Genomic DNA, 11,715 nt, shown 5'->3' with positions numbered 1-11,715 from the left:
AAAGTTTAACAGATTGCCAAAGTTGTAGGTTAAGAGACTATGCAGGATGTTGTGATACTTGGCGGTGGGCTGGCGGGTTTGGTCAGTGCGCTCGAACTGGCACGGGCGGGCCACGGCGTCGTACTCGTGGAGCGAAAGACCTACCCGTTTCACAAAGTTTGTGGCGAATACGTCTCCAACGAAGTCCGGCCTTACCTGGAATCGCTCGGTGTTGACCTTGCCGGGTTTGGAGCCGCCAACATAAACCGCATACAAATCTCGTCGCCATCGGGCCAGTTGCTCGAAAGCCAGCTTGATCTGGGTGGGTTTGGTATCAGTCGATATAAGCTTGATTATGAGCTGTATAAGCTTTGCGAAGCGGCTGGTGTACGGTTTATGTTAGGGAAAGCCGTAGAAGACGTGACCACGCAGACGGGGTTGCAGCACAAGCCGGATTTTCGCCATCACATCACACTAAACACGGGCGAAACGCTCGAAAGCAGGCTGGTGATTGGCGCATTTGGGAAGCGGTCGCGGCTCGATAAGTCGCTCGACCGGGCGTTCATTCGGGCATCTTCGCCCTACGTCGGTGTGAAATATCACGTATTGATGAACTTTCCTGACGATGTTATCGCCCTGCATAATTTTCGGGATGGCTACTGTGGCATGTCGGCCATTGAGGATGGCAAATACTGCGTCTGTTACCTCACCACCCGCGCTAACTTACGGCAGTTCGGTAATATTCCCGACATGGAACAGGCCGTGCTGCACCGCAATCCGCACCTGAAGCAGGTCTTCGATAACGCCACGTTTCTGTACGACAAGCCCGAAGTCATCAACGAAATTTCGTTTGCGCCGAAGCGGGCCGTTGAGAACCACATCTTAATGGCAGGCGACTCGGCAGGCTTGATTACGCCCCTCTGCGGCAACGGCATGGCAATGGCAATTCACGGCGCGAAGCTCGCCAGCCAATTGTCGGACCGCTATTTGCGCGGCAACCTCAGCCGGGTCGAACTCGAAAGTCGTTATCAGCACGCGTGGTCGGCGCGGTTTGCCCGGCGGTTATGGGTAGGCCGCACGGTGCAGCGTTTGTTCGGTAACGAACGCCTGACCGAAGCCGCCGTGTGGGCCTTCGGTGCGTTCCGGCCCGCCTTGCGCGGACTTATGCGCCAAACGCACGGAGAGGTGTTGAGATGATTTTTTTGGCCACAGAGGTTGTTGTTACACAGAGATGCACAGAGTGAAAGGAGATACGCAGAGATTCATTTTAGAAGTCTCCTCTGTTTGTCTCTTTTCACTCTGTGCATCTCTGTGTAATAACTTCTACCGCACATACCCCAACTTCCTCGGAATCGTATAAATCTCGGTTTGCCGCCCGTCGATGTAGCGGAACGTTTGGCCGTCGAAAAAGCCGTCTTCTTCGAGCATGATGCGGATGGTTTTTTTCCATTCGGGCAGTTCGACAGCCGCGTTCAGTTCAATCGAGTAGGCCGTGTTTGCCAGCAGCGGGTAATCGCCGGAGCCGGGAACGCCCTTCTGCTGATCCCACAGCCCGATGGTAGGCCCGGCGGCATGGCCGTGAACGCCGATGGGATGCGAATAAATGGTGCCTTTGATGCCTTCTTTCTGGGCTTGGTCTAATGCCGCCAGCAGCATCTGATTGCCCGTGCGGCCAGCTTTAAACTGCTCAGTCAGAATATCCTGCAAGCGATTGCCCTGCCGGAAAGCGGCTTTGATACTCTCTGGTACGTCGGTTTCGCCGGGGCGCAGGATGTACGCGTGTTGCTGCTGGTCGGTGTTCAGGCGCAGGTAGGTAATGCCGAAATCGACATGGATTAGATCGCCGGGCATAATCACCTGTTTGTCAGGTCGTTTGGAGAACGTCCGCAGGTGTTCAAAATTCTGGCCGTCGGCGCGTTGCACGTCAACGGTCGGGTGGAACCACGTATCTAAACCCAACGAGGTAATGCGTTGCCGAAACCACCAAACTACGTCGTCGGTGGTGGTCACGCCCGGCTGAATTACGGCTTCCGAAAATCCTTCCTGAATAATCTGGTGTGAGAGTCGGCAGATCATCGGGTAAATCGCCATTTCTTTTTCCGTCCGGGTTTCGAGCCAGCCTACGGCTGCATTCTGGGCCGATACAATCCGTTTGCGGTACGTTTCGGGCAGTTTTTCCAGAAACTCGCGCTGTTCGGTGGCCGTAAGCCCGTCGGCATGGGCGTATTCGGTCGAGAAATTCAGCCCGATTTTCTTCGGTTTCCGGTCTTCGATGATTTTAGCGAGAGCTTCCCACTGGTTGGGTCGCACGTCGATGTCCCACGCGCCTTTGAGCAGATTACCCACGTCGTACCGCGCAATAGCGAGCTTTTCTACCGCATCGGCGGACCGTTCCTTTCCATTGTCGAAAAACACCATAATCGTGCGCCGACGTGCTGAGAGCCACGTACTGGGCAGCATGGTCTTCAGTACCGGGTCTTCGTTATATTCGCGGCTGATAATCACCCACATATCTAACCCTTCCCGGCGCATCAGTTGCGGCAGCAGGTTAGTAAATCGGTCTTCCAGGATTTCGTCGACGATGCGGGCGCGGTCGCGTTCGGGCAGAATGGCGGTAGGGGCGGGCTGGGCAAACGAAGCCAGCGAAAGCAGCAGAAAGAGGAAGGTTTGGAAACGTATCAGCATACCGAAGTGCAGTTTCGGGCAAGATACGAACGATGGCTGAAACCTGCGTAGGTAGCCAATTGTCTGGCTAACCTGAATTACTCAGCCGGACCCATAACGCTCGAACTGAACAACGAGAAATTACTTTAGCTTGTAGATTTCCTCTCTCCAGCGGTCCCGGCCATACACCACAAATTTCTGTCTTTTGCCATCTGTGGTTTTAACTATCAGACCGTTTTGGAAAATATCCATTGGATTATAAAATTCGACCTGTTCAATTTGATCAAGTAAGATCGTTTGCTCATCAATGAGTGTTTTAAAAAGATAGGACCTAAACTCTAATCGGTCGGGATATAAGTAGAGTTTACCGCCTATTGCCCGTTCATTTACAAAACGATTGGCTGCTCCTGAATAGAGAAGCTGACTTCTATCAACATTTCTGGCACTGTTGGCTGGCCTTGAAGGGGGAGCGTTGTAGGGTTGATTTGTGTTTTGTTCAATGACTGGAGTGGCTCTAACCGGCGACGCAGCAACTGACGGTGCTGGCGTTGGTGACGTGGTTGCCCCGTCAGTGGAGCGTATAATTTCATAATTGACAATAAACTGGCCCTCATCATCATCCACTTGTTTATCGTTCACGGTCATCAGCAATGACCCCGATTTAGAAGCCGTGATGGTTTTGCTGCTGCCTGCGAACTGCCAGTCAGCATTGCCGATGACATAGATTAACGAACCATGTCTTATGTTGGACGCAAGGCTATAGGCAGCAAATCCATCTATGCCGTCAGGCCCGCCATAACCGGCGAACGCTCCCAGCTTTATTGACCCTTCGGCCCTGATAATCAGCCTGTCGCCGGGGTTTAGCGAGATTCTCGTTCTCAGGGTCGTGGGCGTAATGATCAGTGTGCCTCTGTTACTGTTTACAACCGAATTGAGATACGTGTTATAGGCATCAGGGTTTATGCCAAGCGCATTTTTGTAGGCAACCGTTGAGCCGATTTCCGCATTTTGTGGATCGTAATTGTCAACAAATTGCATGTCTCTTTTTAAACTTTCTCCGGGTTCTAATCTGTATGAAGCATCTTCATAAAATACTTGACCCGTAGTAAGGCGAAGTTTGCGTATGGCTTTTAATCTGACAGCATTTGAGCAGGTATTTTTATAAACCCGATAAGAATATTCGGTGAACGGAACTTCTACTTGCCGTCTGACTTTATTCGGTATTAAATATGGCACCCCCGACGGACTATGATCAACAGATGGCTCACCCCATTCTTCAACAGTCTTTGTATACCCAGGTGAACCTCCTGTTTCGGTAGCGGTCGTAAGGCAGGATGGGTGTTCCTGAAACCGCTTTTGAATCTGATAGACATCGTAGTAGGAATACTTATAGGTAAGTTGAAGAGACTGAGCAAGAACGACGGGACCAATAAGCGCCACAAACAAGGAAGTAAAAAATGTCTTTTTCATGGGAATCTGTATGGAAAAAATGAGAACGTAAGCCTAACTTATTTTTTTGATACTAAGGATCTTATAAACAAATAAGCCACGTAGAGTATCACGCCCACAAAACCGACTCGCGCACCTTTAAAGGCGTTCCATAAAAAGTCTTGTAGAGTGCCTTGTAAAACAGGCTTTTCGCCCGAATGAGACGTACTCGGTTTTCCTATTCGTGCAAAAAAAGTTTTCTCATTCTCGAAATAAAGCTCATTGTTGTTACTTAAGTACAAAGTCTGCTCTATATCAGAGAATAGCGTCTTTTTAGTGCCAATAAGCTTATCGCCTGTAAGTGTGAAAACGGCATCAAACTGCTCGTCTTTGTCAATAGAAAAAACGACATTGTAGGAAATGTCTGAGATTCTGGTGATCATCAAAAACTTGGTTCTATCACCATACGGAATTACATTTTGATTCGCTTTTGACTTTTCAGTCCAAAATCCTGCAATGTCAGTTTGGCTTGAACTTGACGAAGTGGGGTTACAACCGCTGAAAATTAGTAGAGTAAGCACGCGAATTAAGCTTAATCCTACTGTTTTAGTTAGTGGGTTCATGATGCTTATACCAGTTTAATCGCGATGCTATTATTCTTTGGAGAAATGCTCATCTGTCGAACATTTAGAGAGAACTATCGGCGGGAGATTGACGCGTAGTGTGAGTCGGCAACGTCGTAAACGAAGTAGATAAATGCAGCGGCTACGAGCGAATTAGCTACTTGTCCAACCAATGGAATAATATGTAGCCATGTCGCCAGGAATTTCAATACCACGCTAAGAACCACCATTTTCGAGCAGAACCAGACCAGATCGCCTATGTGAACTGCGTCGTAAGATTTCGCGATTTGATAAACCATGACGACCTCGACTGCGATGAGTATATAAGAAGCCATCGGAAACAGGGCAATTAATGCACCAAGTACTACATAGATAAACCGCATAGCTATTTTAAACGTGTTTCACGTGTCTTGTAAACGTTAAACTTCCAATCGCAAGGGCATACAAGCGGCCACTGGTCAGCCCACGTAACGTAGGCCGACCGGTAGATACAAACGTTTTACCGCGCGCTCAACAACGAACGCACATTGGTACTCGCGACGGGCGCGTCGGTGGCGGGAATGCGAAAACTGCCGACCTTCGTTGCTATCTGATTGCCGTCAATCCAGACGCGCGACTTGTTGACGGGCATGAGCACGTCGTCATCATCGTCGCCGGTTTTGTTGGTCAGTACAAAAGCGTACTGGAAGTCTTTGATGCCGGTCGACGTTATTTCGCCCGAAATTACGGTCAGCGTTTTCGTTGCAATGCCCGACGAACTGCCAACCACCTCGCCGAACAGCGTAAACTTGTTGCCCGAACCAGCCAGAAACGAAGCAATTCCTGAGCCCGTGTTATTACCGTTAATCTGCTTCTCCTCCAGTTTCACTTCGTCGCCCTGCTGCCCGCTGAACCGATAGCGGTACTTTTCAATTACCTTGCCCTTAGACCAGCCATCTTCCGGGCCGTAGGGAGACAGCAGCGTATAGGGGTCGGCTTCAAAAATGCCTTCAATACTGGGGGGTGTGTTGCCCTCGTTAATCAGCAAACCCTTGCTTTTCATATCATCGAGGGCAGCCTGCGGCACGATCTTCTGAATTTTGGCCGACAGCCCCGGCACTTCGTCTTTCTTACACGAGCTTAGCGCAGCCAGCATCAGCAGGCAGAGGGCGATAAGCGGAAGGTTCAGTTTGTTTTGCATAGTTTTCAGATTTGATTAGGTAACTCTATACTCTTCTTACTGCCCGCCCAGAAAATACGAGACCGACAGGCCGAAGGTGCTGTTGGTAGCTTTTACATCCGAACTGTTGAGACCCGGCACGAGGTTTGCCATGCCCGGATTGAGAAATAGGTTGACAGTCAGGTTTTTATCCGTTATTTCGTAGCCACCCATCAGACTCAGACCCGCGTCGAATCCTTTCAGGTCTTCGCCTGTCACAATCCGCTCACCGTCGGAGTTGCCGCCGAGCAGGAAGCCGAAGTAGGGGCCGATGCCGCCCACCAATTTGTTGCCCGAGGCCAGTTCATGCTTGTATGCCAGATGTACGGGCAGTTCGAGATAAGTCAGGTTTGTCCGCAGAACGTCGCCATCGTCAAGCAGCCGACCACCTTTCAGACTCAGGCCAAACTGTGGGCGCAGTACAAATTTTTCGCTAAGGCTAAATTCGGCTACGGCACCGAGGTGAACTCCCACCTGCCCCTGTGTACTGATGGAAAGTCCACTCCCGGAGAAGCGCATTTTGGCCGATTGCAGACCGGCGGTCAGGCCGTAGCGCAGTTGGGCTTGTGCTGATAATGAGATGCCGATACTGACTACCAGTAATAAAAGTGCTTTTTCCATGCGCTTGAACAGAATTTGGTTGTGGATAGATTGAAACGTGAATCACTAATTGAGCGTGATGCTGGCTTTACCGTCTTCTAAGCCCGTGACATCGAACTTAATGGCTGGATTCTTGTTGAGCAGGTCGATCAGTTCGTCGGTATTGCCAGTATGCTCGACTGACACCGTACCCGTGTTGCCACTGAAGGTTTTTTTCACGCCCTTTACTTTGGGGTTCCTGGTCAGGGCCGCTGCCAGCGCATTCAATTTGGGGAAGGTGGCGTTGGTTACGGCAATTTCGGTGCTGTTGCCGCTGGTAGCCGGAGCCGCTGAGGTGGTTACGCGGGCGGGTGCGGCAGTGCGGGCACCGGGGCCGGGTGCTACGTTAGCGAACTGAATGTTCATTACGCAGAGCCGATCCATCAGGTACTGGGCCATGTTTTCGGCAGCATTCCGAATGGCTACTTTGTTGGCAATGGCTTCCGAAACGTCGATGCCACCCCCGCTCACGGCGTTGGTTGCCAGAATGGAGCCGTCTTCTGTAGCAATAACGCGGGTTTCGAGCCGGGCGCGGCTGGCTGTCATGCCGCCTTGCCCGTTGGTACGCTCCGAAATAGTCTGGCCCGTAATGATAAGCTGCGCCCCCATTTTCAGGCCGAGAGCCGCCATCGCGCCTAAATCGCCCGACGAATCGGCAATTTGGCGCATCTTACCGTAAACTTTCGGGTCAACGACGCGAAAGCCAGCTTCTACAAACCGCCGGGTCAGTTCAGTTTCCGTAGCCGACTGCTCGATCACCACCGGTTTGAACACCGCCGATGCTGCCGTTTGGCGGCTGGCGGTTTCTTCAGGCTTGGTAGGCTCGCCCCGACGGCGACCAAAAATTCCCTGCACAATATCGCGGGTAAGCCCAACGTTGGCTTCTCGTTCTTTTAGTTCGAGTTCACGTTCGCGTCGGGCGAGGTCGGTAGTAGTGTTGTCGCGTGCCGTACCAGCAGTAGTAGCTTCGCTGATCAGGATTATTACTTTGGGTGAGCCATTGCGCAGCATCTGACAGTTCTGGGCCGTGTAGCGTTTTACTTCTTTCTGCTTCATCGGCTCCGGCATGTCTATTTTATCTTTCGCTTCGGCCATTATCTCCACGGCTCTGATAATGGCTTTCTGGGTGGCATCCTGTACGGCCCGATTCTGGGTGGTGCCTGCCGTTTTCACACCGAGTATACTCAGGCCCGTAAAACCCGACGAACTACCTTTCATGTTTATGTCGCGGCTAAAGAGCACCTCGCCCGTTTGGGGGTTGATCATTTTCAGCGTAAAGCCCACTGTCGATTTATTACCGCCCACGCTGACGCCCGCAAACGAAGTAGAGGTTTGACCTTCGGAAAAATCAGTCACTTCACCCGTTACAATGAGTTGGGCACCAAGCATTTTGCCCGCGTCAGGACCAGAGCCATCGGTGAAGCCGTCCTGTGCAAAAGCCATCTCGCTGGTAGCATCGCTTACATTGCGGTTCATTTCCATCACCCGAAAGCAATTGGTTTGCTGTAGGGCCGAGGTGAGCATTGTGGCTAACTCATCGCCGAAGGTAGCATTGGCCTGTGCCGACCGGGTCGATACGCTGAAGCGGGCCACTTTCACAATCACGCGCTTGTCGCGGGGCAGGTCTTTACATTTTTCGGCTACTTGCTCCAGCGTGATCTGGGGCGTTTTCTGGGCAGCTATTTCAGCAAAAGCCAGGCTACTGAGCAGTAGGGCCAGCAAAAGTGAGCGTATAGGATGTGTCATGACAGAAGGAGACCGGATTGATAGGAGGTAGGTGGAGCTTTTTCCCTCACAAAAATCCTGTCTGAAACCGGGCCATACCATCATAATTTTTACGAGTTTCTCATAGAATTTATGATAGCTTCTGGTAGGCTGTATCGGTAGGTTTACCCCGTTTTCTACATGCCTTCCTATGCGGTATCTGCTTCCACTATTTTGGTTCATCGGGTTTGCGAAGGCGGGGTGCATACCACTGCCGATGACATTCTTTGCCGAATATAGCCAGCTTATCAGCCTGACATGGGGCATGTATCTGGGGGGGCTGTTGCTGTTAATTACGGTTGGAATAGGCGCATTTCATTGGCAGAAACGCCAGAAAAGTATGACTTTGGAAGCTGATAAACGGAATCTTATAGAGCAGATGCGCGAAGAAAAACTACAGGTTCAACTGGCCCAACAGCAGGCCGAATGGCAGGGCCGTATCGATGAACACCGAAACCTCGCCACCGATCTGCACGATAACCTCAGCGGAGTATTGTTTGGCCTGAACTTGAAACTCGAACGCATTGTGCGCCAGCGCACTATTGCCCACCATGATCTGACCGACGTGCGGTCGTCGCTGACCGATGCACAAAATAAGGTTCGATTGGTTGCGAATAGTTTAATGTCAGACGAGCTACAACAGCGCGGGGGGCTGCATCCGGCTCTGCACCAGTTCATTGCCGACGTAAACGAGTATGGTAGCACTCAGTTTGGCCTGTATGTGGCACCGCAGGCAGCTCAACTCATCATGCCGGTGCAGGTGGGGTTGTATTACATTGCGTTTGAACTGGTAAACAACATGCTGCGGCATGCACAGGCGCGGCAGGCAACTCTGCACATCCGGTTCACAAACCCCAGTACTGTAACACTTACCGTGCGCGACGATGGGGTAGGTCTTTCGGTCGAGCAATTGACTGACCATCGAAATTTCGTTACCATCCGTCGGCGCATCGATCAGTTGAGTGGTACGCTATTGGTCACTAACCTGCCCGACGGTGGTCTGCGTACCGAAGTGACTCTGCCCGTTTCAGAATCGCCCGATAAATAACGCAGCCCAAAACTCCGCAATTCAACTTCGTTCGACAGGTCGAGTTTTCTGCGAATGTTTTGCAAATGACTGTACACCGTCGGAAGGGCCAGTGGCGGCTCAAATGCACCCGTAATTTCTTTCGGTTCGGCCCCCTGCCCAAATAGTCGTAACACGTCGATTTCGCGTCGGGTCAGCTTGGTCAGAACGGCTGGTGGGGTATGGGTAGGTTGCGGCTCAGCAAACACCGACCGCCGAAGCGACGACGGCCACAAATACACCTGATCCTGGTTTTGCGGCTGTGCTACCCACCGAACGGCCTGCCGAATGGCACTGCCTTCGCTATGTTTGGTCAGATAGGCCGATATGCCCAACGCCAGTGCCTGCCGCACCACAGCCGGGTTATCGTCGCTGCTCAGAATAATGACGGGTGCCGTCAGGCCACCTTCGCGCATGCGCGCCAGCAGGTCAAGCCCTGTCGTATCGTTGGATAGATACAGGTCCGACAGCACCACATCGACCGGCGTCGACCGCAGTGCGCGTAGAGCCTCATCGACCGACCGGCATTTGTAAATCACCAGTAAGGCAGGATCTGCGGCCATTTCAACGGCCAGGCCAGACAACGTAACAGGATGATCGTCGAGCAGAAGCAGACGTAGAGGAAGTGACATAAGTAACGAAAAAATAGGTGTGGATAGAAGTGTAAATCGCACCAAAACTGACAAAAAAATACTAAGGTCGCCGAAAAATAAATTTAACTCTGTTCATATCAGGAACAGATGAAACCATTCGGCAACTTATTGATTATGAGCTTAATTTTGATTGTCCCGGTCCAAGAACGACCGTTGACTTACCTTCTTATTGCAAACTTCATCAATCTGGCGCAATTGGTTTACCCTACCATAGGGTATTTTTTATCTATCCCACATTTTCATGGCTACATCGGTATCTGCCAGTACGTATCACCAAATTAAACAGTTTGTGAGTGAGGTCATCCCGCCTTTAGATGCCACTGAGTTGACTGTATCAACGAAGCAGCAGGATGATGAATTACAACGGCTTATCGACGGGTGTCGTGAAGAACAGTTTTTCTTCATCGTCAATTTACAGGAAGTAAGCTTAGAACATGCTCATGGCTGGGCTGAGATGGGATACCCTGACATCGGTCTGACATTTCGGGATTATCTGAATATGATTCCGAACAAGGCTCTATCGGAACTGATGTTCATTCTGGGCAAACAGGCATACCGGCTGTCGGCTCGGCTGGGTATTGTGCGCTTCATGAAACCAAAATACATTTCGCAGGTGCCGTTACGCCACAAAAACGGTACGGTTTACCTCTGCAAGCGTACCATCAGTGCCTGGCAACTTAGCAATAAAGGATTGATAATAAAGTATTTATCTGAATTTACATTGCTTAAGCCTTATGAAGGCGAGGCTCTGAACCCCCGCTTTCATGGTCTCGACGAAGCCGTAAAAGAGTCGTTCAAACGCATGGTAAGTCAGGTGTTTGCGCAACTGCCGATCAGCAAAAATCCGTACTCGCCCCGCGAACAGCAAATTCTGAAACTATACGTCGATCACCCCGATACGGTGCTGTCGGCCAGTGCCATTGCCGACATCATGCAAACCAAACCGGCCACGATTCAGGCATACAATAAGAGCATTATTGAGAAAACGCGACGCCATTTCACCGACGAGTTGCCCGTTCAGACCGCCCGCGACGTGGCATTTTTCTTACGGAGAAACGGGCTGTTGGGGTGAGCTTAGTCAGATTTTTATGGTGCGATGAATCACTGGAGCGACCCAGTAACTTCCGCAACCAGCCAAATACAAATCGTTGCAAAATCTGTACGCTTGCCCACAGAAAGAGACCCTCTGTTCGGGCGGCAAACAGCGTAACCCACTCATCCCGGTCGCCCAGTTTACAGTATCCATCGTAGACAATTTTTCGCATGACGCGGTGCATGAAAGGGCGCAATGCCTTCACGTGGGTTCCGCACATGATGTATTTTTTGTTCTGAAGCCGCGCCTGTTCGTGGGCGATAATAATCATCTGTGCGTACAAAACCAGCTTCCGGAAGCCAGATAACCCCTTCTCGGTCCATAGTCCGCCGATTTCCAGAATATCTTTCTCTGAGATGTCTTTTTCTACTTGTAATCCCTCCCACTGTTCTGGGGTGAAAGGCATGGCGTGGCGTAAAGGTTGCCACTCAACGACATTCATGCAAAACCCCCCGACCATTTCGGAACCCCGATAACAGCTAATAGTGAGTGCTTGTTTTGTGTACTCCGTCGAAATTGGCGTTTTTCGTCCGGCATTCCAGTGATAGCCATAACGAAAATCTGCGATCTGTCGTCGGCTTTTCACCTGTTCGAAGTAGTATGGTTTC

12 protein-coding genes are annotated in these 11,715 nt (G+C 51.0%); 3 read left to right on the top strand and 9 right to left on the bottom strand.

The features are described 5' to 3' along the window. Positions 1-39 precede the first annotated feature (39 nt). A complete protein-coding gene (locus AWR27_RS14455; protein WP_077131820.1) occupies positions 40-1,176 on the top strand; it encodes an NAD(P)/FAD-dependent oxidoreductase in 1,137 nt (378 codons plus the stop codon). Between the two features lie 126 nt (positions 1,177-1,302). Here AWR27_RS14455 and AWR27_RS14450 read toward each other — a convergent pair whose 3' ends face one another. The 7 genes from AWR27_RS14450 to AWR27_RS14420 all read right to left on the bottom strand — a co-directional run bounded on the left by AWR27_RS14450 (position 1,303) and on the right by AWR27_RS14420 (position 8,277). Further along, positions 1,303-2,664 carry a M24 family metallopeptidase gene (locus AWR27_RS14450; protein WP_077131819.1) on the bottom strand — a complete coding sequence of 454 codons (1,362 nt, stop codon included), beginning with the start codon at positions 2,662-2,664 and terminating at the stop codon, positions 1,303-1,305. Positions 2,665-2,784: 120 nt separating this feature from the next. Beyond that, the gene (locus tag AWR27_RS14445) at positions 2,785-4,113 is read right to left on the bottom strand and encodes a PH domain-containing protein (protein ID WP_157579223.1); all 1,329 of its coding nucleotides are present in this window, start codon (positions 4,111-4,113) and stop codon (positions 2,785-2,787) included. A gap of 38 nt (positions 4,114-4,151) precedes the next feature. Continuing rightward, the gene (locus tag AWR27_RS14440; protein WP_157579222.1) at positions 4,152-4,694 is read right to left on the bottom strand and encodes a hypothetical protein; all 543 of its coding nucleotides are present in this window, start codon (positions 4,692-4,694) and stop codon (positions 4,152-4,154) included. A gap of 74 nt (positions 4,695-4,768) precedes the next feature. Beyond that, positions 4,769-5,077, bottom strand: coding sequence for a hypothetical protein (locus AWR27_RS14435; RefSeq protein ID WP_077131816.1), 309 nt, complete (start codon positions 5,075-5,077; stop codon positions 4,769-4,771). A gap of 116 nt (positions 5,078-5,193) precedes the next feature. Next, positions 5,194-5,874: a hypothetical protein gene (locus AWR27_RS14430; RefSeq protein ID WP_077131815.1), complete on the bottom strand. Its 681-nt coding sequence runs from the start codon at positions 5,872-5,874 to the stop codon at positions 5,194-5,196. A 36-nt stretch (positions 5,875-5,910) separates the two neighbouring features. Further along, a complete protein-coding gene (locus AWR27_RS14425; RefSeq protein ID WP_077131814.1) occupies positions 5,911-6,513 on the bottom strand; it encodes a porin family protein in 603 nt (200 codons plus the stop codon). Between the two features lie 45 nt (positions 6,514-6,558). After that, on the bottom strand, positions 6,559-8,277 hold the full coding sequence (locus tag AWR27_RS14420; RefSeq protein WP_198045007.1) for a CsgG/HfaB family protein: 1,719 nt from the start codon (positions 8,275-8,277) through the stop codon (positions 6,559-6,561). Positions 8,278-8,446: 169 nt separating this feature from the next. On the opposite strand from AWR27_RS14420, the gene AWR27_RS25320 reads away from it, so the two are divergent. Continuing rightward, complete coding sequence (locus tag AWR27_RS25320; protein ID WP_157579221.1) at positions 8,447-9,343, top strand: sensor histidine kinase; 897 nt, start codon at positions 8,447-8,449, stop codon at positions 9,341-9,343. Here AWR27_RS25320 and AWR27_RS14410 read toward each other — a convergent pair. Then, positions 9,250-9,993: a response regulator transcription factor gene (locus tag AWR27_RS14410; RefSeq protein WP_077131811.1), complete on the bottom strand. Its 744-nt coding sequence runs from the start codon at positions 9,991-9,993 to the stop codon at positions 9,250-9,252. The genes AWR27_RS25320 and AWR27_RS14410 overlap by 94 nt on opposite strands. A gap of 262 nt (positions 9,994-10,255) precedes the next feature. Here AWR27_RS14410 and AWR27_RS14405 point away from each other — a divergent pair, with 262 nt between their 5' ends. After that, on the top strand, positions 10,256-11,086 hold the full coding sequence (locus AWR27_RS14405) for a helix-turn-helix transcriptional regulator (protein WP_077131810.1): 831 nt from the start codon (positions 10,256-10,258) through the stop codon (positions 11,084-11,086). On the opposite strand, the gene AWR27_RS25315 is transcribed toward AWR27_RS14405, so the two are convergent. After that, positions 11,013-11,513 (bottom strand): hypothetical protein, encoded by a 501-nt coding sequence (locus tag AWR27_RS25315; protein WP_157579220.1) that lies wholly within the window; start codon positions 11,511-11,513, stop codon positions 11,013-11,015. The two genes, AWR27_RS14405 and AWR27_RS25315, sit on opposite strands and share 74 nt — an antisense overlap. Between the last annotated feature and the right edge of the window lie 202 nt (positions 11,514-11,715).

It is taken from the genome of Spirosoma montaniterrae, assembly GCF_001988955.1.
In the GTDB taxonomy this organism is placed as follows: domain Bacteria; phylum Bacteroidota; class Bacteroidia; order Cytophagales; family Spirosomataceae; genus Spirosoma; species Spirosoma montaniterrae.
Note: the sequence above shows the minus strand (reverse complement) of the source record. Positions and strands in the feature narration are given on the sequence as shown.

Coding starts and splice junctions, on each gene's coding strand:
- AWR27_RS14455 (WP_077131820.1), top strand. CDS start 40: ATGCAGGATGTTGTGATACTTGGCGGTGGGCTGGCGGGTTTGGTCAGT.
- AWR27_RS14410 (WP_077131811.1), bottom strand. CDS start 9,993: ATGTCACTTCCTCTACGTCTGCTTCTGCTCGACGATCATCCTGTTACG.
- AWR27_RS25315 (WP_157579220.1), bottom strand. CDS start 11,513: ATGCCTTTCACCCCAGAACAGTGGGAGGGATTACAAGTAGAAAAAGAC.
- AWR27_RS14450 (WP_077131819.1), bottom strand. CDS start 2,664: ATGCTGATACGTTTCCAAACCTTCCTCTTTCTGCTGCTTTCGCTGGCT.
- AWR27_RS14405 (WP_077131810.1), top strand. CDS start 10,256: ATGGCTACATCGGTATCTGCCAGTACGTATCACCAAATTAAACAGTTT.
- AWR27_RS14445 (WP_157579223.1), bottom strand. CDS start 4,113: ATGAAAAAGACATTTTTTACTTCCTTGTTTGTGGCGCTTATTGGTCCC.
- AWR27_RS14425 (WP_077131814.1), bottom strand. CDS start 6,513: ATGGAAAAAGCACTTTTATTACTGGTAGTCAGTATCGGCATCTCATTA.
- AWR27_RS14440 (WP_157579222.1), bottom strand. CDS start 4,694: ATGAACCCACTAACTAAAACAGTAGGATTAAGCTTAATTCGCGTGCTT.
- AWR27_RS25320 (WP_157579221.1), top strand. CDS start 8,447: ATGCGGTATCTGCTTCCACTATTTTGGTTCATCGGGTTTGCGAAGGCG.
- AWR27_RS14430 (WP_077131815.1), bottom strand. CDS start 5,874: ATGCAAAACAAACTGAACCTTCCGCTTATCGCCCTCTGCCTGCTGATG.
- AWR27_RS14420 (WP_198045007.1), bottom strand. CDS start 8,277: ATGACACATCCTATACGCTCACTTTTGCTGGCCCTACTGCTCAGTAGC.
- AWR27_RS14435 (WP_077131816.1), bottom strand. CDS start 5,077: ATGCGGTTTATCTATGTAGTACTTGGTGCATTAATTGCCCTGTTTCCG.